The following is a 21,790-nucleotide window of genomic DNA, read 5'->3' on the forward strand; positions in this document are numbered from 1 at the left end:
ATCAAATTCATCCATAATTCAGCTATTATCTGATGCGTAGCGATGCTTTACCTTTCAAAAATAGTTTCATCTGAACAAATTTCCTCACATTTTCGGTAGAAAACAAAATGTCAAGTTAGATTCATCGTAAAAAAAGACCTTATAATTATAGGAATTATAAGGTCTGAAAGATATTTAACTCAGCTTTATAAGCTGAATGATTTAACATAAGGTATTAGTTCATTCCTGCTTCTTTTTCAGCTTCATTTACCATGTTTTCATTAGGCAAAATTGCAATATTCACACGTCTATTTTTAGAACGGCCATCGACAGTATTATTGTCATATTTAGGTTGTTCTTCACCATACCAGCGTGTTGTAAATCTACCATTGCTCAATCCTTGATCAGTTAAATAATTGGTTACGGCTTGAGCTCTGTTTTTAGATAATGTCATATTATAAGCATCATTACCAGTATTATCTGTGTGCCCAACGACTAAAATATTAGTGTCAGGATATTCTGTAAATACACCTGCTAATTTATTTAGAGCTTCTTGAGACTTAGCATTGATATTGTACTTTTCAGTGTCGAAATAGACTCCACTTTGTTCATCGAAGGTTAAAACAATACCATCATCAACACGTTCTACAGTGGCTCCCGGTATTTCATTCTCGATTTCTTGGGCTTGTTTGTCCATCTTTCTACCGATAAGCACTCCAGCGCCACCACCGACAACACCACCAATAACAGCTCCTAATTCGCTATTATTACCGTCGCCAACATTGTTTCCAATAATAGCTCCAAGAATGGCTCCCCCAGCAGCACCAATGACGCCGCCTTTTTGTTTGTTGTTAGCATTATCTACAGCTTTACAGCTGGTCATCAATACTAAAAGTAAAGATAAGGTTATGGCTAAATTCGATTTATAATTCGTTAATTTCATAATGTTTAAAATTTTGTAAAGTTCATGTTAATAGTGACGGGCTTTCCATCTAAAGTGACAACTTGCTGCCATTGCATTGCAGTCTCAGTCATCGAGGTAAGTTCTAATCTAAATCCTGCGTTGGTATCAGATCGTCCTTTCTCATTTGTAGGCTTTAATAAAAAATTGTATAGTCCGGTAGCTTCGTCAACAACTTCGTCAATTGTAAATGCGAAATAACGTTGTTCGTTAAAGCAATTCATACCAGAAAGGGTATAAACCCCAGTATTGTTATTAGGAATAAATTGCCAAGAACTGTTTTCAAAACAGGACTTGTCGGCATCATTAAGAAGGGTAATTTTAATATCTCCAATCGCCGATGATTTTATGGACGTTAAGGTCCAATTTCCTTTAATGGTCTTTCTAGAATCTCGAACTGTTTTTGAGGCACCGCAAGCTAAAAAGCAAAAGGTAATAAGTATGATAGCTATTTTTTTCATTGTTACATGTTTTGTTTCAATTCAAAATTACTTAATCAATGATAAGTGCGTTATTTCATAAGCATAAAATGTTAATGCATAAGCTAAACAGTGTATTCACGTAGAGGGACAATTTTGATTACGTGGTGTTTAATATTTATAATTTATTTTAAAAACGAATGTATTTATAAGCTTCTGCATTTTTATCAAAATAACCTAATACATATTTATTGTCGATCTTTAATATAGATTCGAATTCAAAATTTACATCCGGTTTACTTTCGGTGTACGCATTAATGATATTGAAATCGTTGTCGGGAATGGTGCCTTCTATACTGTTTAAGTTGTTGTCAAAAAGACATTCAATACGCGTAGATTTTGTTTTGGTATAGGTTAAAAAACTCGTTGTTAAAATAGAGGATGTAATGCCAACTAAAATTCCTCCGACAGCTCCACCAGCATAAAACACCGCAAATGCAGAAGTCGTTGTTGTTTCGCTACAGCCTAAAGTTACTACATATATTCCATTTTTTTTATAAACACTTATGCCAGGATTTGAGTTTGATACCTTTCTCATAAACTGTTTAGTTCTATCGAGTTCTCTATAACTTTGAAAATCTCCACCTTCTAAAATAATGGGCGAATTTTTAAAAGCAATAGAATCCTTATCCGAAATCACAATATTTTTGACTAATGCTTTAGTTGTCATATCATAAACAGAAAAATCGAGCTTTTCTTTAGAGACATACATATTAAATAAATAGTGGTCTAAAACATAAGAATTCGATTTACTTCCACGGTCCCTTTTTTCGAACGATGGTTTGGGGAATTTATGATAAGATTTGCCCTTAGTCTCTAAGTTTATTGAAATAACGTTTGTAAATAAATCATCGACGTCATTGGTTAATATCAATTTATCTTTATTAAGATAGATCTTGTTGTATGGTGTAACCATTTCGAGCGAAGTTGGTTCTCCGTGATTAATCATTGCTGCTCTTGGGTCCGCATTAGGGCCTTTTAGAATCTCATTTAAACTGGTGTCAAAACCTCTAAAGGTCACAAAATCTATATTTGAAAAGTCAAAGGTTTCAGCCGTGAATTTTTCGAAATTTTCAAGTTGGTAAATTTTTAATTTTGAAGATTTTCTTAACGTTGTTAGCACATGGATTTTAGAATTGTATTCAAAGGTGGCTATTACTTTTTCAGATTTTAAGGAAATTTCCATTTTATCTGAAAACTGAGCAACAGAGGTTTCAAAATTTAAGGTTAAAGCACTATATTTTGTTTCATTATCATTTTTAAAAAATAGCGTATAGATATTGCCTGTAATGGATGTTCCAAAATAATTGTGATTATATTTTGGAAGGTTGTCCACTCTAATGGTGTTTATAATTTCGCCGCTAGAATTATAAATGTGAGCAACAATGAACCTATTATATTTAAAGAATACAGCAAGGTCGTTGGTTTGTTCATTAACGACGTTAATGACTTGTCGCAATTTTTGGTCTTCAGAATGTGTGTTGGTTTCAATGGAAAACCAATCGGATTGTGCTTTTAAGGACTGAAAACTAAAGTTTATAACTAATAGAAATAGGAATAATACGCGCATAATAATTAAGTAGTTCGTTTAGGCCTATTGCAATTTAATAATTTTCAGATCGTCATGGGAACTATACTAGGATCAAAGCATTTCCTAAACATCATTTTATTAAATGCGTATTGATTAGAAATCACAATAATCCGTTCCAAAACAAAATCAATCTAGATGATTAAAATTATACCGTTTTCTCGATTAGTACTTATAATCGTGCTATCTATGTATGAAAATCTACAACTTGTGTTTATTATTGAAAGTTGAGATATTAACTAATCTGTAAGCCATTAGAAACCTTAGCTATATCTGGATTTACAAAGACTAAATTCCCAGCGTCATCTTCTGTCATTAAAATCATCCCTTGACTTTCTACACCTCTTAATTTCCGTGGTGCTAAATTCACTAAAACAGTTACACGTTTTCCTATGACGTCTTCAGGTGTGAAACTTTCGGCAATGCCGGAAACGATGGTGCGTGTATCAATTCCCGTATCAACTTTTAAGACTAAGAGTTTTTTTGTCTTTGGCATTTTCTCAGCTTCGAGAATAGTACCAACTCGTAAATCTAATTTGGTGAAATCTTCAAAAGTGATTTCCTCTTTTTGTGGTTCAGCAATTTTATTTGCTGCTTCGTTTGCTTTTTTACTGGCTTCCAATTTTTCGAGTTGTGTTTCTATTTGTGAATCTTCGATTTTTGAGAATAATAATTCGCCTTTTCCTATTTGGTGTGAAGCAGAAATTAAGATGTTTTTTGTTGAGACATCCTCCCAACGTAAGCCGTCAGTACCTTCGTTATTACGATGCAAACCGAGTATGTTTTTTAATTTATCTGAAGTAAATGGTAAAAAAGGTTCAGATAAAACCGCTAAGGCCGAAGCAATTTGCAAGGCGACAAACATCACAGTTTTGGTTCTAGCTTCATCTGTTTTTACAGTTTTCCAAGGTTCTTCGTCCGCTAAATATTTGTTTCCAAGTCGTGCTAAATTCATTAATTCTTGGCTAGCTTCCCTAAATCGATAACGCTCAATTGAGCTAGAAATAACCGCTGGATAGGCCTTTACAGCCGCTAAAGTTTCTTCGTCAATTTCATTATATTCAGCAGGTTCAGGAATAATGCCGTCGTAATATTTGTTGGTCAGAACCACAACGCGATTAATAAAATTACCAAAAATAGCTACCAATTCATTGTTGTTTCTAGCTTGAAAATCTTTCCAAGTAAAATCATTATCCTTAGTCTCAGGTGCATTGGCTGTTAACGCATATCGTAAAACATCTTGTTGGTTAGGGAAATCAACTAAATAATCTGGTAACCAAACCGCCCAGTTTTTTGAGGTTGATAGTTTTTTGCCTTCCAAATTTAAAAACTCATTGGCTGGTACATTATCTGGTAAAATATAAGACCCTTCTGCTTTTAACATGGATGGGAAAATAATACAGTGAAACACAATGTTATCCTTCCCTATAAAGTGCACTAGTTTGGTGTTGTCGTCTTTCCAATAGTCTTCCCAGTTTTTACCTTCTTGTGCTGCCCATTCTTTTGTTGCAGAGATATAACCGATTGGCGCATCAAACCAGACATAGAGTACTTTGCCTTCGCCTCCGTCAACTGGCACAGGTATTCCCCAATCTAAATCTCTGGTTACAGCTCTAGGGCGCAAGCCGTCATCAATCCAAGATTTTACTTGACCGTAGACATTAGATTTCCAGTCTTTTTTATGTCCTTTAAGTATCCATTCTCTTAAAAAATCTTCATGTTTATTTAATGGTAAAAACCAGTGTTTTGTTTCTTTTAAGGTTGGTACATTACCTGTTATCGCCGATTTAGGATTTATAAGATCCGTGGCGTTTAAGCTAGATCCGCAGTTTTCACATTGGTCTCCGTAAGCTTCTTCGTTGCCACATTTAGGGCATGTACCTGTAACAAATCGATCTGCTAAGAACTGATTGGCCTCTTCATCGTATAACTGCTCGGTTATTTCTTCTACAAATTCTTTTTTATCATAAAGCGTTTTAAAAAACTCTTGAGCTGTATTATGGTGGATTTCTGCTGTTGTACGCGAATAATTGTCAAAAGTAATTCCGAAATCCACAAAAGATTGCTTTATAATGGCATGATATTTATCAACGATATCTTGAGGTGTAACTCCTTCTTTTTTTGCTTTTATGGTAATAGGCACTCCATGTTCATCACTACCGCAAATAAAGGCTACATCATTTCCTGTACCTCTTAAATAACGTGCGTAAATATCCGCCGGCACATAAACACCTGCTAAATGGCCAATGTGGATAGGTCCGTTTGTGTAAGGTAAGGCTGCAGTTATAGTATATCGTTTTGGTGTGCTCATAAGTTTTATATTTGGATTTGCTAAAAAATGATATCAAGATTGTTTTTTGATATATAAAAACACTAGTGTTTTCGCTTTTTACAAGCCACAAAAGTAATCATAATTAAAGCGAATTAGAAAAAAAATGTATTTTTACATAAAGTACTATTTATGATTTTGAGACAACACTTTATGTACGTTATTTTTGCGATTATTATCGTTGTTAATCTAGATATGCAGGCGCAAAAAATAATTGATAATTCTACCAAAATGACTTCAAAATTAATACAACCTCCCTATTTAAAAGCTGGAGATACTGTAGCTATTGTTGCTCCTTCAGGAATTTTAAAACATAGAGAACGTGAAATTCAACAGGCCGTCGATTTATTAAAAAGTTGGGGTCTGCATAGTGTTGTTGGTAAATACGTTTTTAAAAAAGCAGACCATTTTGCAGGTACAGATGCAGAACGTTGCGAGGATTTGCAAAATGCTTTGGACAATCCGAGTGTAAGTGCTATTTGGTGCGCACGAGGCGGTTATGGAACTGTGAGGATTTTAGATGACTTGGATTATACAAGATTTAGAAAAAATCCGAAATGGATTATCGGTTATTCAGATATTACCGCGTTACACAATCAAGTACATAACGAAGGTTTTCAATCATTACATGCCTTAATGGCTGTAAGTTTAACCAAGGATTTAGATGATATCAAAGAGACCGTTGCCACCTTTAAATCTGCAATTTTTGGAACTCCAAACAACTATACATTAAAAGGTTCTAAGTATAATAGAGTGGGTGAAGCTTCAGGTGAATTGGTTGGAGGAAATCTTACTATTTTACATACCATGTTGGGATCTAAAGAAAGCATTGACACTTCCGGAAAAATATTATTTATTGAAGAAATAGGGGAATATAAGTATCATATTGATCGTATGTTACAAAGTATGAAGCGCGCTGGTTATTTTGATAATTTGAGTGGGCTTGTTGTTGGTGATATGTCGAGAATGCGAAAAAACACCACGCTTTGGGGGACTTCTATTGAAGAACTGATTATTGATGCGTTACAAGAATATAACTTTCCAATTGTTTTTAATATGCCAGCCGGTCATGAAAAAGATAATCGAGCCTTAATATTGGGACGTGTTGTTGATTTGAAAGTTAAAAAAGACCAATCGACTTTAGATTTTTCAGAATAATTTTTTTTGAAGTTTAAAGAATAAAGCCGCACCTAAAATATAGAGTATAACATCTATGATATCGCTTGTATAGCGTGGATTAAATTTTGGCACCCACCACTCGAAATAGATAGAAAAGTAGATGGTTAATATTAAAACCACAGCTAATGGCACATAGAGTTTTTCGGTTTGTTTAATAATTCTTAATAGGGCTAAACATAAGCTCAAAACAATAGGCATACATAGAAAATCATTGACATAAAAAGTTATCCAGTTAGGCAGTGGTAGTTCTAAACGCTGTGCGACGTATAGGACTAAAGCGACTAAAACGCTGAAATAAAATAAGGGATGTCTTAATATTTTCATGCAGCCACGGCTACAATTATCCAAGCAATTAGTACTCCAATAGCAATAAATCCTAACCAAAACGAACGGAACATTTTTACTAAAACTCGTACGATTAAGAGGGGGTGATCTTTGTGTTTTTCATAAAAAGAAGGTGAAGCTTCTTTCTGAAGACGTTCGCGCTCACGGCGATCTTTTTCAGCATTAGCATATTCTATTTCCCGCCTTTTTTTAAAAGACAATAGTGTATTACAATTGGTACAATACTCTTTGTTTATATTATACACACCACAATTAGGACATTTAATATGACTAGCCATTACAAAAGTTTTAAAGCTGTATCAAAGATAATTCTTATTGTGATATTTAAAGTGCTTGAATAACAAATGCTTTGACTCTGAAGGTTTAAATCGCTATAAGTAAGTGTCAATTTTGTATATTGAAACCCACTAAATCATCCTAAATTTTATTTGTCCTATACCGCATACTATATAATTAAAACGAAAGCATGGCAGAGCATAATGAACTGGGTAAGCTAGGTGAAGAACTAGCGACAGCCTATCTTATAAAAAAGGGATATAAAATTCTTGTTCGTAATTATGTGTTTCAAAAGGCGGAAATTGATATCATTGCCAGGCATAACAATTTTATGATTTGTGTAGAAGTAAAAACACGTAATTCTGATTTTTTTGGCGATCCACAAGAGTTTGTAACGCCCAATAAAATTAAACTATTGGTAAAAGCAATGGATGCTTTTATTATAGAAAATGACATCGATTTAGAAACCCGTTTTGATATTATTGCCGTATTAAAAAATAAAAAGATGGAGCGCCTTACACATTATGAAGATGCTTTCTATCACTTTTAAATTCCCGTGAAAACGACAATTTCATGAATTATTACAGCATTTTAAATGCTTATACCACTACTTTCAAATAGTTTGCGACAAATTATGTCTAAACTTTAAGTATCTAGGTTTTGCTTTATGGGTTGCCTGCGTTCGCAGGAATGTTACCTATAAAAATTCATCTCATCCAAAAACTGCCATACATTTTCTGGTAATATTGGTCGTACATTTTTCCCGTCTTTAATTTCCTTCCTTATAAATGTAGACGAGATTTCCATAATAGGAGCATCCACTTTTATAATTTTAGGGTGGTCATTAAATCGAGTATCTATGCTGCCTTTCGATATTCTTGGATAAACATAAATGTTATGATTTTCTAAAATGAGTTCATAGTTTTTCCATTTATGAAAACTTTTTAAATTGTCTTCTCCCATAATTAATGCAAATTCATATTCTGGGTGCTTTTCAAGAAGATACGTAAGGGTGTCAATGGTGTAATTGGGTTGCTTTAATCCAAATTCAATATCACTAGGTCTTAATTTGTCGTACTCTTTTGTCGCTAAATGTACCATTTCTAAGCGATGGTAATTGTTCAGTAAACTGCTTTTCTTTTTAAAGGGACTTAAAGGGGTAACTACAAACCAAACTTGGTCTAAATCGCTATGTTCAGCCAAGTGGTTAGCAATCGTTAAATGACCAACATGAATGGGATTGAACGTGCCAAAATATAAACCGATTTTCATTTAAAATTAAGTTTATTGCTGTAATTATTCTTTTATAAAATCTGAAACTAAATTATAAGCATTTTCTAAGGCTTCATCTAAGTTAGAATTAACTACAATTTCATCAAAAAGAGGGGCAGTCGCCAATTCTGCAGGTGCTTTTGCTACACGCATACTTATTTTTTCTGGACTTTCTTCACCGCGATCTTTAAGACGTCTTACAAGTTCGTTCAAATCTGGTGGTTTTACAAATATTGCAATGGTTTGATCTGGGAATTTTCGTTTAATACGTAGTCCTCCAGAGACATCAATATCAAAAATAACATGTTTACCTTTTGCCCAGATTCGGGCGATTTCGGTTTTTAAGGTTCCATAAAAATTATCTCTATAGACTTCCTCCCATTCTAAAAACTCATCATTTTTAATGCGGTTTTTAAATTCTTGAAGCGATAAATAATAATAATCTTTTCCGTGGGTTTCATTTCCACGTTTTTCGCGAGATGTTGCCGATATGGAAAATTCTAGATTGAGTTCTTGCTGTTTTAATAAATGGCGAACTATGGTTGTTTTTCCAGATCCGGACGGCGCTGAAAACACAATGAGTTTACCTTGTACTTCGTTTTTAATTTCTGACACTTTGATTGTTTTTTACTGAATAATGAGCACTACGATGGTCAACTAAATTATAGAACGTTCAACATTTGTTCTTTAATTTTTTCGAGTTCATCTTTCATCTGAACAACCAATTTTTGCATTGGAGCGTAATTAGATTTTGAACCGATAGTATTAATTTCTCTTCCAATTTCCTGAGAAATGAAACCTAGTTTTTTTCCATTTGAATCATCAGAATTTAATGTTTTTGAAAAATAATCTAAGTGATTGTCTAAACGTACTTTTTCTTCTGTGATATCGAATTTTTCAATATAATAAACCAATTCTTGCTCAAAACGGTTTTCATCTACTTTTTCCTTAATGTCGGCGATACCTTTTTCTAACCGTGCTCTTACACCATCAATACGGTCTGGATCCATAGCGATGACTTCATCTAGTAATCGTCTTAATGTTGAAATCCTATCGGTAAAATCTTGCTTTAAAATTGCACCTTCATCTTTTCGGTAGTCTACTATTTTAGCAATAGTGTCATTAATACCGTTGCTTATTAATGACCATTCATCTTCATCAATATCGTCGCGTTCAGTGGTAACCGCATCAGGTAAGCGAATTGCCATTTTCAATAGTTCTGTAGCATCTCCATCAACAACCTCCTTAAGTTGTTTTATATACTCGTTTACTACGGTTTTGTTGATTTTAGAACTGGTGTCTTCACCTGTAATTTCTACATAAAGAGAAAAATCGACTTTTCCTCTCACTAAATTTTTAGCAATTAGTTTTCGTATTTCTAATTCTTTTGCCCGATACATTGAAGGCATGCGAGCATTGAGGTCTAAGCTTTTGCTATTTAAGGACTTTAATTCTATAGAAATTTTCTTGGTCGGGAGCTGAAGTACAGATTTCCCATAACCTGTCATGGATTGAATCATTAAAACGATACTTTTAAAAGTTGCGCAAAGGTACAAAATCCAATGGTTTATAAAATGGAATAATCTTTTTAGAAACTATTATGCATGCATAAGATACTTTATTAACTTTGTAATCGAATAAGAAAATAAAATACGATGTATAAAAAACAATTTGAAATTCGTTGGAGCGATGTAGATGCAAATAATCATTTAGCCAATTCTGCTTATACCAATTTTATGAGCCACGCAAGAATGTCATTCTTTGGGGAACAAGGTTTTTCTATGCCAGAAATAATGAAACATAATGTTGGCCCAGTAGTTTTTTATGAACACATGTATTATTTTAAGGAATCATTTATAGGGACACCAATTACGGTAACTATTGAAGTTTCGGGTTTAAGTGATGACGGCATGCTATTTATGTTTGAGCATAATTTTTATAATCATAAAGGTGAAAACTTAGCTTATTGTGAAATGCAAGGGGCTTGGATAGACTTAAAAGCCAGAAAATTAACAGCATTACCAGATGCTTTGTTAGATTTGGCTCAAAAGTTTCCAAAATCGAAAAGCTTTAAGGTATTAACAAAAGAAGATACCCGTAAGCATGGTGTGAAGCCGAAACCTATGGAAATGAACTAGAAACGATTTGTGAATGAATTCTAAAGATTATTGAACTGATGTGATGGCGTTTGGTAGTTTTTATTTCGAACTGTTTGTTTACTTAAATACGTGGTGCTGTTTAAATGTTTTGATCTGAACATTTTGAATAAATGGTTTCAACACTAGATTTGGTAAATACCGTTTATGCTTACAATAACAAGTTAGTGCTTCTGGTTTTGCGCCCAAAGTACTTTTTATTTCTGATGCGGTGCGTCCCAAATTAATTTGGTTAGAATTTGTTTCAATTCCTAATCTCACATAATCATTTAAAATCCTCGGATAAATTGAAAATTCCTTGTTCTTAGCATAATCTATACCAATAAAATGGGCATCGAGATTTGTGTCGTTTTGCATAGCAGACAAAAAGCCAACTAAGTGGTTATCGAGAAAATAACCTTTCACTATAAATTTTTCCCTAAATGCTTTCTTAAGATGGTTGTACGTATCGAGATTTAGAATTTGGGCATTAAAATCGGCATTATCAATGGTGTTTTGATATAAATTTTGTAGTTCATTTTTATAAATTTCGATGTCTTTTTCAGAAAACAATTTGGTTTCCAACGCTTCACTTTTAGCATCGGCTCTATTTGCTTTCACACGATATTTAGATTTTAGTGCCATGGTATAATCTTGAAAAGACTGCCATTCTGGTTTTAACTTAATTATCATATTAGGCTCCACGTGCATAGCAGCATAATCATATGACTTTAGATGATCAGTGATATATAATGACTCGTTTTTGAAATCTTTAATAAATAGAGCACTAAGTCTATTGGTATTTTTAGAGAGTTGTTCTACACTTTTAGCAATAGCTGTAAAGGTTTCAGTTTTTGGTTCGTTTTGTTTTAAAAATGTTCCATATTCTCCACTTAAAAAAATATTCCCACAGAATAACACACGAATTTGTTTCTTACAGAACATATTATTAACCACGCGTCTAATTCTATTAGACATGGTAATATTTTTAGTAATAGTTTCTATGCCAATGGTTACAATTTGTGTGTTGGCAAAAGCGACGGCTACCTTGTCTTTTAAAATAAAAATATAATTAAATTCAATATCTGTATTGGCCAGTTCAAAAGAACGTAAAAATTCTGGTGAATAATAGAGGTTAGAGCAACAGTTGAGGCTTTCCCAATAGACTTGTGGAATGGTATCAACAGTTTTATATACATTAGACGTGTATGACAAATCAGGTAGACTTTTTCGGTTTTTTAGAAACCAAATACACCCCACAAAATATTAAAACCATGGTGACTATTTTTATGGCATCAACAACGTCTGCACCCATAATAATAGCGAATAAACCAGCAATCACAGGTTGTAAATAGATAAATACACCAACAGTTGAAGCTTTTAATTTGCTTAAGGCTAGTGGGTTTAAAAGATAAGTCGCAAAGGTAGCACCAACAACAACGAAACCAACTGAAAACGATACGTAAGGTGTAAACGTTGTCCATTTAACTTCTAATAACTCACTATATCCAAATGGTAATACCATAAAAAAGCCGAATAGAAAAAGCCATTTTATAAAAGTGAAGGGATGATATTTTGCGGTAAGCTGCTTAATGAGAATAATATAAATACTATATGATATTGCATTAATAAAAATAAACGTGTTACCCAAAACGACATTATCGCCTGCTCTAGTAGATTCACCAAATAAGGTTAAGGTTAGTGCGCCAACAAACGCTAAAGCAACTCCCAAAATTTTTAAATTGGTTATTTTTTCTTTCAATATAAATGCCGATAATAAAAGTATAATAACTGGTGTAACGGTCACTATTGAAGCAGCATGTATAGGTGTTGTTAATTCTAAGCCTTTTAAAAATAGAAGCATATTAATCACCACTCCAAATATTGCGGCAATAAAGAATTTAAAGTAGTCATTACGCTCAATTTTTTCTTTAGGTAATAATAAACTAAATAGCCAAAACAAAATAGTTGCTCCTCCTACTCTAAGTATTACAAAGGCAAACGGCTTCACGTAATTTTCATTAATTACAATTTTTGCAAATGTAAAATTGAGCCCATATAATAATTGGACCATAAATAATGCAAAAATTGCAAAACCTCTACTTTTCATGTATAGCTTGTTTAATGGCTTCAACCGTTTTTTTAGAATTGCCAATAAATATTTGATTATTTACAAATATTACAGGTCGTTTTAAAAACGTATAATGTTCTAAAATGTAGTTTTTGTAATCCTCTTCAGAAAGTGATTTGTCTTTTAATCCCAATTCTTTAAACAGTCTTGCTCGCTTACTAAATAAATTTTCATAGCGATCAGTGTATTTGCGCATTTGCTCAATTTGAAATTCCGTTATTGGTTCGGACTTTATATCTTGCAGTTTAAACCCTTGAGGTAAATTCAGTTCTTTAATGATGCGAGTACAAGTATTACAGGTGCTTAAATAATAAATTTTGTTCATATTATTCTGAATTTATTTCACGGTCGTAATCGCTATTACCATAATCTAGATAAGCGACAATTTTCGGTGAATCAACCTTTATATTTTCAAAATGCAAAGAAACCGTATTTATAATGAATTTTATTACTTTTAAGAAAAATATCAAGATATGGATTGGGCATTCGACATTGCAATAAAAAACAGAAAATTATTAAAGAGTTTTATTGAAAATCACACTTTAGAAGAATTGAATAAAGTTCCCGATGGATTTAACAATAACATCATTTGGAATATTGCACATACTATTGTAACGCAGCAATTATTGGTATATAAATTATCTGGTTTACCGATGGTTGTTTCAGACGATATGGTAAGTGCCTTTAGAAAAGGAACTAAAACAGAACGCGATTTATCTCAAGCTGAAGTGGACACCATAAAAGGATTGCTGTTTTCTACTATTGACAAAACCAAGGAAGATTACGATACTAAGATTTTTCAAACTTACAACCAATATACCGTCACAACAAAAAGCATACTGAGTAACGTAGAAGAGGCGCTTGACTTTAATAATTTTCATGAAGGTATTCATTTAGGTTATATTTTAGCACTTAGAAAATCACTATAGTTTTATGGATTATTATTCTATCGCAACCATTTTAATTGTGTTGTCAGCTCTTTTTGGTTATATAAATGTGAAGTTTTTAAAATTGCCCATCACCATTGGGCTAATGATAATAACTATTGTGTTTACTGTAATTATTGTGGGTATTGCACAATTTGATGATACCTTATTAATACAAGAGCGAAAATTTATTGAATTGATAGATTTTGAAACCGTTCTACTAGATATTATGTTAAGCTTCCTGTTATTTGCGGGTGCGTTACATACTAATTTTAATCAGCTTAAAGTACAGCGGTGGCCAATTTTAGCTTTTGCTACCTTAGGTGTTTTAGTATCTACTTTTTTAGTAGGAATTGCCATGTTTTATGTATTAAAACTCATGAATTTAGAGGTCGATTTTATCTACTGTTTATTATTTGGAGCTTTAATTTCTCCTACCGATCCAATTGCAGTTTTAGGGATACTAAAAAAAGCAGGCGCACCTAAAAAATTAGAAACCAAAATTGTCGGGGAATCGTTGTTTAATGACGGTGTGGGTGTGGTAGTGTTTTTAACCATTTTTGCCATAGCCGCAAAACCAGATGCGGCCATTGAATTTTCGGATATTGCTACTTTATTCGGGCAAGAAGTTATAGGCGGCATAATATTAGGACTTTTATTAGGATGGATCACTTTTAAATTATTAAAATCGATAGATAATTATGAAATTGAAGTCATACTAACGCTCGCAACAGTAATGGGAGGCACTATGTTGGCTCATCATTTTCATTTATCTGCGCCATTAGCAATGGTTACAGCAGGGCTAATTGTTGGTAATGATACGGTTAGAAATTCGGCTATGTCTGAAACCACAGAACTTTATGTCGATAAATTTTGGGAACTTGTAGATGTTTTACTTAACACTATTTTATTTGTAATGATTGGTATGGAAATGCTGGTATTAACCTTAGAAGGGAACTATATTTATGCAGGTCTGTTGGCTATTCCGATTATATTAGTGTGCCGTTACATTTCATTATTTATTCCCATTAAATTTTTCGAAAAACGACTTGATTTTGTGCCAAAAACAAATTTAATTATGACCTGGGGAGGATTACGCGGTGGTATTTCTATTGCTTTAGCATTAAGTCTTACCGATGTAATGCATAGAGAATTATTTTTAGTAATTACTTACGTAGTTGTTGTAGTATCTATCGTTGGTCAAGGGTTAACCGTTGGATCAATTATAAAAAAATTAACTAGAAAAGCAGTCTAGTTAATTTTTAGATAGGGCTGCACTGTATCATAAGGAAGTAAAAATTCGGTGTAACCTCTATCGTAAGAGGCGACTTCGTAAACATTGTAAAGTAATATTAGGCCATCACTACTAAACCCAATATTTTCGGGTAAATGAAATGGTTTTCCAAAAAAGAAATCTTCAATGGTAAGATTGTCTTTATTATTATCTAATGATTTTACGAAATATTCTTTAGCTAATATTTTAAAGTTTTCTTTATCTGTGATGATTTCATCATTACTTAAAACTTTACCAGTGATAGCATCTAAATTAAGAAATTGTATTTGGTCATTACCATGTGCTCCTCCTTTAAATTCATAATTACTAATTGCAATGGTGATTACGTTGTCTGATTGATACGTTAATTCGGTTTCAATATGAAGTTCCCAAACGGGTTCTGAAACCTCCGAAAATTCATTCTTAAAACTCAGATATTCTGTATTAAACGCCTTTAATACATCTTTTAAATTATCAGTATTTTTAGGTTTACTTAAGGTTTTTATAATAGCGCTCTCCACATTTGCATTTATAGCTTTACTAAGTTCAGTATTGCCTTTTGCTTTGCTGTAAGTTGCCGAAATTTCGGCTTCAAATGGCTCTTCAATAGAAATAGTTTCAAATTTTGCAGGTTTAGTTTCGGAGGTACAAGAATTTAAAACAAATAATAAAGCTATAATAGGAGTGATATGTTTCAAAATAATAAGAGTGCTATGTTAAACAAAGAATAAAGGTATTGTTTAGAATTGAATAGAACGAATTATCCATTAAATTTGTTGTAATGTAAGGCGATTATTCTTCTAAATTTTTCATCATGAAATTCAACACTAAAACAATTCACGGAGGTCAAAAACCAGATGCTGCTTACGGATCAGTGATACCGCCCATTTACCAAACGTCAACATATGCACAATCCACACCGGGTGGACATAAGGGTTATGAATACTCGCGATCAGCAAATCCAACGCGTCATGCTCTAGAAAAATCTTTTGCAAGTATAGAAAATGGTAAGTATGGATTGGCATTTAGTTCTGGATTAGCGGCCATAGATGCGATTTTAAAATTATTAAAACCTGGAGATGAGGTGGTGTCAACAAATGATTTATATGGGGGGACTTACCGATTGTTTACTAAAATCTATGAAAATTTCGGAATAAAATTTCATTTTGTTGGTATGAATAATACAGAACACATAGAAAATTATATTAACGCCAACACTAAATTGATATGGGTAGAAACGCCAACTAACCCGATGCTAAATATTATAGACATTGTATCAACGGCCAAAATTGCAAAAAAGCACAATGTACTTTTAGCTGTAGATAATACGTTTGCCACTCCTTACTTGCAACAACCGTTAGATTTGGGGGCTGATATTGTAATGCATTCTGCAACCAAATATCTAGGTGGCCATAGTGATTTGGTTATGGGGGCTTTAATTGTAAGAGACAAAGATTTAGCAGATCGATTATATTTTATACAAAATGCAAGTGGTGCGGTTTGTGGACCGCAAGACGCATTTTTAGCATTGAGAGGTATTAAAACACTACATGTAAGAATGCAACGTCATTGCGAAAACGGTAGAGCAATTGCGATGTATTTAGACAAACATCCCAAAATTGGAAACGTATATTGGCCAGGCTTAGAACATCACCCTAATCATGCTATTGCTAAATCTCAAATGCTTAATTATGGTGGGATGGTATCTTTTGCTACCAAAGGAAATAATTATGAAGAAGCTATTAAAATCGTTGAAAAGCTAAAAATATTTACGCTCGCAGAATCATTAGGTGGAATAGAATCATTGGCTGGTCACCCGGCAAGTATGACGCATGCTAGCATTCCGAAAGCAGAGCGTGAAAAAACTGGAATTGTAGATTCGTTAATTAGATTAAGTGTGGGTATCGAGGACGAAGCAGATTTAATCGCCGATTTAAAACAAGCTATTGGTTAAAGGAAGCACCATAACTAAAGAAAACTAAGATTTTAGTCAAAGTAATAAATATATCCAAAATTTAACCACAATAACCAATCGTTGGCTTTGTTGGATGCTAATTGATGATCCAAACCATCTACAGAATCATGAAAAAATTGTTGAAATCTTAAATCAATCATTAAATCCGAAAGCACTGTTAATTTATAGCGTGCTCCTAAACTAGCCACTGCAGACCAAGTAGAACCGCCTTTGTCATCTATAGATCCAGGTTCCCATAACGGATAGAAATTATTAGGATTTTCAAAGTTTTGATCACCATAGGTAGTGTTTACGGTAGGATTGAAAGATACATACTGTATACCAACGCTGCCAAAGGGAGTAAGTGAAAAGGCTCCTTGTGAAAATGCTTTTATACTTAAAGGATAATACTCTAATTGCGCTCCTAAATTCCAGTTTTGAGATTCGCCAGAATGTGCTCTTAGTTTATCTGCACTAGGACCTGTTCTTTCAGTATCTACCCATTTTCCAAAATGATTAAGTTTTGTCTTATTCCATGATATTTCCGCTCTAATTTTAAAGTGATCTGTAAAATAGTTGTTAGCGGAACTGTAATAGTAATTAGTAAGGTAATCGAAGTTCATAAAGTAAACAAGTCCGATTCCAAAACCTGTATTCCCAGAATTAGTCTCAAAATCATAACGTTCACCAAAATCTGATTGAAAAGCAACTGGACCAGTAATTACGCCAACCTCATGTGAAAAACCTAATTGTGAATAACTTAATTGGAGTGATAAAAGTAATACGAATAGGGTGATTAGTTTTTTTAAATCTAGTTTCATGTAACTTTAAAATTGAGACTCTTCTCGAGCAAATATATAAAAACTCGATGAACTACCAAATAAAACGGTTAAACTGCACATTCTATTAATTTTATAAAGGAAATGATTAATGTTGATTTTGAAAAATTAAATAGGGAAAAATAAATATTAAACACTTATTTTTGTGTATACAAAATATTTGCACTAAATATATTATATTTTTCTAACTTAAAACTGATTAAAATGATTTTTGTGTAATAATAGATAAATCCAAGAGGTTATTTTTATAATAGTTAGATTAAATTTTAACGCAATAATATAATAATTAAATGAAAGATAAAATAGAAGCATTTTTAGATATTGTTAAAGAAAGAAATGGTCATGAACCGGAATTTTTGCAAGCTGTTCAAGAAGTTGCGGAAACTGTAATTCCTTATATAGAAGAACACAATATTTATAAGGGGAAAAACATTCTTTTAAGAATGGTAGAGCCAGAAAGATTGATCTCATTCAGAATTTGTTGGGTTAATGATAATAATGAAATACAAGTGAATAGAGGTTATAGAGTTCAGATGAATTCTGCTATTGGCCCATATAAAGGCGGTTTACGTTTTCACCCTACTGTTAACGCTAGTATTCTAAAATTTTTAGCTTTCGAACAAGTCTTTAAAAATTCTTTAACCACTTTACCAATGGGTGGTGGTAAAGGAGGTTCTGATTTTGATCCTAAAGGTAAGTCGGATAATGAAATTATGCGCTTCTGTCATGCTTTTATGACCGAGCTATTTAGACATATTGGTCACAATACGGATGTACCTGCTGGAGATATTGGAGTTGGTGCTAGAGAAATTGGATTTATGTTTGGCATGTATAAAAAACTAAACAATACTTTTACTGGTGTTTTAACTGGTAAAGGTGCATCGTGGGGAGGTTCTTTAATTAGACCAGAAGCGACTGGTTACGGAAACGTATATTTTGCTCAAAACATGTTGCAAAGACAAGGTGATTCTTTTGATGGAAAAACCGTAGTAATTTCTGGTTCTGGAAATGTGGCTCAATTTGCTGCAGAAAAAGCGATAGAATTAGGTGCTAAAGTTGTAACACTTTCAGATTCCGGAGGCTATATTTATGATGCAGATGGCATAGATACAGAAAAGTTAGAGCATGTTATGTATTTAAAAAATGAAAAACGTGGCAGAATTAGTGAGTATGTAGATACTTACCCGAACGCAAAATTTGTTAAAGGTGAAAGACCATGGTCGGTAAATTGTGATATTGCTTTACCGTGTGCAACACAAAATGAACTAAATGGAGAAGAAGCAAAACAATTAGTAGCTAATGGTTGTATTTGTGTGTCTGAAGGTGCAAATATGCCATCAACACCTGAGGCTGTGCATGAGTTTCAAAATGCTAAAATCTTGTTTGCTCCAGGAAAAGCTTCAAATGCTGGGGGCGTAGCGACTTCAGGTTTAGAGATGAGTCAGAATTCATTACGACTTAGTTGGTCTAGAGAAGAAGTGGACGCTAGGTTGAAAGACATAATGGAAGATATTCATGATTCTTGCGTGGAATACGGGAAAAATGAAGATGGTTCTATAGATTACATAAAAGGTGCAAATATTGCAGGTTTCGTAAAAGTAGCCGACGCTATGTTAGCGCAGGGGGTCGTTTAAAATAATAGAAAATAGTAATTAAAAGCTTCTATGTTTTCATAGAGGCTTTTTTTGTCTACATAATATATGATTGGTACATTATTTTCGTTACTATTAAATATCTTTGACCAAACCTAAAACTTGCTGATGCGTAATATACTTTTTAAAATCTTTATTATTCTATTTGGGTTTACTGCTTCATGCTATGGTCAAGATTTTGCAACCTTATGGCAGGGGCATTACTCTTATAATAATGTTGTTGACGCTGTAAGCGGCGATAATAAAATATATGCGGCAGCAGATAATGCAATCTTCCAATACGATACATTGACCAATCAGATTACTACTATAACAACTATAGATGGGTTATCTGGGCAGCAAATAACAACTATATATTATAGCGAAATCTACCAATATCTCATTATAGGTTATGAGACAGGCTTAATTGAGATATATTCTGAAACAGACGATGAGGTCTTATCAATAGTAGACATTTTAGAAAAGCAAAATATCACTCCCGTAAATAAACGGATTAACCATTTTTATGAATATGATGGCTTGATATACATATCTACAGACTATGGTATTTCAATCTATGATTTAGAGCGTTTAGAATTTGGGGATACTTATTTTCTTGGGAATGGTGGTACTCAAATATCTGTAGAACAAACCGCAATTTTGAACGATGAAATCTATGCAGCTTGCTTAAATAATAATGGTATAAAAAAAGCCGATTTAACTAATCCGAATCTAATAGACTTTCAGCAATGGCAAACAATTATATCAGGGAATTATTACACAATGAGCACCCTTAATAATAAAATTTATTCGGTGCGATCTAATCGTGTTTTGTATGAAATAGACGGTACAGTTAACACCGTAGCTACCTTACCTTCATTACCTTTAGATGCTGAAGTTACAGATTCAAATTTAATGTTTGCCATGCCAAATATGGTTGATATCTATAATGCAAATCTTCAACTCGTAAACTCCTTTCAGCCTAACTCTGATTTTGATACAAATTTTAGAGCTGTAACCATCTCAAATAATGATGTTTATATTGGTACAAGTAAGCTGGGAGTTCTTAAAGTAGATATAAATGCAGCTGAAACCTATTCCGAAATCTTACCTAATGGACCATTATTTAATAATGTCTTCAGATTAAATTCAGAAACAGCAAGCGTATGGGCTACTTTTGGCGATTACGATACTACAACTAATCCTTATCCATTAAGAAGTCGAGGCCTCAATTATTATAGAAATGAACAATGGAAAACCATTCCTTACGACAGTCTTTTTGAAGCAAAAAATTTATCAAAAATTTCAATTAATCCCTTCGACGGAAGACAAGTTTTTATAAGTGCAACTCATAGCGGATTATTAGAATTAAATAATTTTGACCCTACAGTGCTCTACAATCAAAATAATAGCGGATTAGAACCCTTAGGAGCATCGAGTATTAGAATTACCGATACTGAATTCGATAGAGAAGGCCTATTATGGTCAGTATCTAGTAGAATTGAATCACCATTAAAATCTTATGATCCAGCAAATGGAAATTGGCAAAGCTATAGTTTTTCGAGTTTAATAGAAGATCCTGATGATGAAGACGGTTTCTTTGCTATAGAAATCGATAATAACGGTACAAAATGGATTGGTTCTTACGATAACGGATTGATTGCCTTTAATGAAAATATCTCTAACGACCCTCTCCGTAATATTACTGGTGAAGCCCAAAATTTGTTGCCATTTACTCGCGTCATTAGCTTGGGTTTAGATAACAATCAACAGCTGTGGGTTGGTACTACAAAAGGTTTAAGAGTATTGTATAATACGGCAGGGTTTTATGATAATCCGAATGCCACGTTGAACCAAATCGTTATTCTCGAAGATGGTATACCGAAGGAATTATTAGAAAATCAAATTATAACGGATATTGAAATTGATGGTTCAAATAATAAATGGATTGGAACGTTCGATTCTGGTGTATTTTATTTCTCACCAGACGGTCAAAATACCATATATCATTTTACAACTGATAATTCTCCATTACCGACTAACCGAATTAACGATATTTCAATAGATCCCAATAACGGATTTATTTACATAGCCACCACCAAAGGTTTATTATCATTTAAAGCCGGTGGTTCAACACCACAAGAAACATTAGAAGATGCTTTTGCTTATCCCAATCCGGTTCGGCCAGAATATAATGTTCTAGGATTTAACAATCTTAACGACATTAATAAGGGTATAAAAGTGAGTGGATTAACTGAGCGCGTTAACATTAAAATCACGGATATCGAAGGGAATTTAGTTGCTGAAGCACAGTCTAATGTTAATTTAAGATCCTCGAGCGCCAATTATAATTTTGCTATTGATGGAGGTACAGCAATCTGGAACGGAAAAAATTTAGGAAATTCGGTGGTACGCTCTGGGGTTTATTTAATTATGATTTCAGATTTAGATTCTTTTGAAACCAAAGTGATAAAAGTTCTAATCGTCCGTTAA

General features: G+C 33.2%; 22 protein-coding genes. 8 read left to right on the plus strand and 14 right to left on the minus strand.

Annotated features, from left to right (window positions below; translation table 11 throughout):
* Window positions 1–214: 214 nt before the first annotated feature.
* The 4 genes from QMA06_RS03350 to metG form a co-directional block, all read right to left on the minus strand.
* Entirely contained in the window at window positions 215–922 is a 708-nt protein-coding gene (locus QMA06_RS03350; RefSeq protein ID WP_290205435.1) for an OmpA family protein, read from the minus strand.
* Between the two features lie 5 nt (window positions 923–927).
* Window positions 928–1,401 (minus strand): lipocalin family protein, encoded by a 474-nt coding sequence (locus QMA06_RS03355; RefSeq protein WP_290205436.1) that lies wholly within the window; start codon window positions 1,399–1,401, stop codon window positions 928–930.
* A 148-nt stretch (window positions 1,402–1,549) separates the two neighbouring features.
* Window positions 1,550–2,989 (minus strand): hypothetical protein, encoded by a 1,440-nt coding sequence (locus QMA06_RS03360; RefSeq protein WP_290205437.1) that lies wholly within the window; start codon window positions 2,987–2,989, stop codon window positions 1,550–1,552.
* Window positions 2,990–3,242: 253 nt separating this feature from the next.
* On the minus strand, window positions 3,243–5,318 hold the full coding sequence (gene metG, locus QMA06_RS03365; protein WP_290205438.1) for a methionine--tRNA ligase: 2,076 nt from the start codon (window positions 5,316–5,318) through the stop codon (window positions 3,243–3,245).
* A gap of 171 nt (window positions 5,319–5,489) precedes the next feature.
* Here metG and QMA06_RS03370 point away from each other — a divergent pair, with 171 nt between their 5' ends.
* Entirely contained in the window at window positions 5,490–6,494 is a 1,005-nt protein-coding gene (locus QMA06_RS03370; protein ID WP_407704291.1) for a S66 peptidase family protein, read from the plus strand.
* Here QMA06_RS03370 and QMA06_RS03375 read toward each other — a convergent pair.
* Together QMA06_RS03375 and QMA06_RS03380 are read right to left on the minus strand one after the other, a co-directional pair.
* Window positions 6,486–6,839: a hypothetical protein gene (locus QMA06_RS03375; protein WP_290205440.1), complete on the minus strand. Its 354-nt coding sequence runs from the start codon at window positions 6,837–6,839 to the stop codon at window positions 6,486–6,488. The two genes, QMA06_RS03370 and QMA06_RS03375, sit on opposite strands and share 9 nt — an antisense overlap.
* A complete protein-coding gene (locus QMA06_RS03380) occupies window positions 6,836–7,138 on the minus strand; it encodes a hypothetical protein (RefSeq protein WP_290205442.1) in 303 nt (100 codons plus the stop codon). The genes QMA06_RS03375 and QMA06_RS03380 overlap by 4 nt, the downstream gene beginning before the upstream one ends.
* 188 nt (window positions 7,139–7,326) lie before the next feature.
* Between QMA06_RS03380 and QMA06_RS03385 the strand changes: the two genes are divergently transcribed.
* Window positions 7,327–7,686: a YraN family protein gene (locus tag QMA06_RS03385; protein WP_290205443.1), complete on the plus strand. Its 360-nt coding sequence runs from the start codon at window positions 7,327–7,329 to the stop codon at window positions 7,684–7,686.
* Between the two features lie 143 nt (window positions 7,687–7,829).
* On the opposite strand, the gene nadD is transcribed toward QMA06_RS03385, so the two are convergent.
* From nadD to QMA06_RS03400, 3 genes are read right to left on the minus strand one after another with little or no spacing between them, the layout of a single operon-like run.
* Window positions 7,830–8,408, minus strand: coding sequence for a nicotinate (nicotinamide) nucleotide adenylyltransferase (gene nadD / locus QMA06_RS03390; RefSeq protein ID WP_290205444.1), 579 nt, complete (start codon window positions 8,406–8,408; stop codon window positions 7,830–7,832).
* 24 nt (window positions 8,409–8,432) lie between these two features.
* Complete coding sequence (gmk, locus tag QMA06_RS03395) at window positions 8,433–9,023, minus strand: guanylate kinase (protein WP_290205445.1); 591 nt, start codon at window positions 9,021–9,023, stop codon at window positions 8,433–8,435.
* A gap of 47 nt (window positions 9,024–9,070) precedes the next feature.
* Window positions 9,071–9,928: a YicC/YloC family endoribonuclease gene (locus QMA06_RS03400; RefSeq protein WP_290205446.1), complete on the minus strand. Its 858-nt coding sequence runs from the start codon at window positions 9,926–9,928 to the stop codon at window positions 9,071–9,073.
* A gap of 135 nt (window positions 9,929–10,063) precedes the next feature.
* Here QMA06_RS03400 and QMA06_RS03405 point away from each other — a divergent pair, with 135 nt between their 5' ends.
* Window positions 10,064–10,546, plus strand: a complete 483-nt coding sequence (locus QMA06_RS03405; protein WP_290205447.1) for an acyl-CoA thioesterase — start codon at window positions 10,064–10,066, stop codon at window positions 10,544–10,546.
* Window positions 10,547–10,624: 78 nt separating this feature from the next.
* Here the strand turns inward: QMA06_RS03405 and QMA06_RS03410 are convergent, their stop codons facing one another.
* The 3 genes from QMA06_RS03410 to QMA06_RS03420 are packed head-to-tail and all read right to left on the minus strand — an operon-like array spanning window position 10,625 to window position 12,999.
* Complete coding sequence (locus tag QMA06_RS03410) at window positions 10,625–11,758, minus strand: hypothetical protein (protein WP_290205448.1); 1,134 nt, start codon at window positions 11,756–11,758, stop codon at window positions 10,625–10,627.
* A gap of 1 nt (window position 11,759) precedes the next feature.
* Window positions 11,760–12,653, minus strand: coding sequence for a DMT family transporter (locus QMA06_RS03415; RefSeq protein WP_290205449.1), 894 nt, complete (start codon window positions 12,651–12,653; stop codon window positions 11,760–11,762).
* A complete protein-coding gene (locus QMA06_RS03420) occupies window positions 12,643–12,999 on the minus strand; it encodes an arsenate reductase family protein (RefSeq protein WP_290205450.1) in 357 nt (118 codons plus the stop codon). The genes QMA06_RS03415 and QMA06_RS03420 overlap by 11 nt, the downstream gene beginning before the upstream one ends.
* A gap of 148 nt (window positions 13,000–13,147) precedes the next feature.
* On the opposite strand from QMA06_RS03420, the gene QMA06_RS03425 reads away from it, so the two are divergent.
* Together QMA06_RS03425 and QMA06_RS03430 are read left to right on the plus strand one after the other, a co-directional pair.
* Window positions 13,148–13,603, plus strand: coding sequence for a DinB family protein (locus tag QMA06_RS03425; RefSeq protein WP_290205451.1), 456 nt, complete (start codon window positions 13,148–13,150; stop codon window positions 13,601–13,603).
* A gap of 4 nt (window positions 13,604–13,607) precedes the next feature.
* A complete protein-coding gene (locus tag QMA06_RS03430) occupies window positions 13,608–14,855 on the plus strand; it encodes a cation:proton antiporter (RefSeq protein WP_290205452.1) in 1,248 nt (415 codons plus the stop codon).
* Here QMA06_RS03430 and QMA06_RS03435 read toward each other — a convergent pair.
* Window positions 14,852–15,571 carry a DUF3298 and DUF4163 domain-containing protein gene (locus tag QMA06_RS03435; protein WP_290205453.1) on the minus strand — a complete coding sequence of 240 codons (720 nt, stop codon included), beginning with the start codon at window positions 15,569–15,571 and terminating at the stop codon, window positions 14,852–14,854. The two genes, QMA06_RS03430 and QMA06_RS03435, sit on opposite strands and share 4 nt — an antisense overlap.
* 116 nt (window positions 15,572–15,687) lie before the next feature.
* Between QMA06_RS03435 and QMA06_RS03440 the strand changes: the two genes are divergently transcribed.
* A complete protein-coding gene (locus tag QMA06_RS03440; protein ID WP_290205454.1) occupies window positions 15,688–16,827 on the plus strand; it encodes a cystathionine gamma-synthase in 1,140 nt (379 codons plus the stop codon).
* Window positions 16,828–16,859: 32 nt separating this feature from the next.
* On the opposite strand, the gene QMA06_RS03445 is transcribed toward QMA06_RS03440, so the two are convergent.
* Entirely contained in the window at window positions 16,860–17,648 is a 789-nt protein-coding gene (locus QMA06_RS03445) for a THC0290_0291 family protein (protein WP_290205455.1), read from the minus strand.
* 308 nt (window positions 17,649–17,956) lie between these two features.
* On the opposite strand from QMA06_RS03445, the gene gdhA reads away from it, so the two are divergent.
* Together gdhA and porZ are read left to right on the plus strand one after the other, a co-directional pair.
* Window positions 17,957–19,300: an NADP-specific glutamate dehydrogenase gene (gene gdhA / locus QMA06_RS03450; RefSeq protein ID WP_290205456.1), complete on the plus strand. Its 1,344-nt coding sequence runs from the start codon at window positions 17,957–17,959 to the stop codon at window positions 19,298–19,300.
* A gap of 126 nt (window positions 19,301–19,426) precedes the next feature.
* Complete coding sequence (gene porZ / locus QMA06_RS03455; RefSeq protein WP_290205457.1) at window positions 19,427–21,790, plus strand: type IX secretion system anionic LPS delivery protein PorZ; 2,364 nt, start codon at window positions 19,427–19,429, stop codon at window positions 21,788–21,790.

Origin of the sequence: Winogradskyella bathintestinalis (assembly GCF_030407435.1) — a bacterium.
GTDB lineage: Bacteria > Bacteroidota > Bacteroidia > Flavobacteriales > Flavobacteriaceae > Winogradskyella > Winogradskyella bathintestinalis.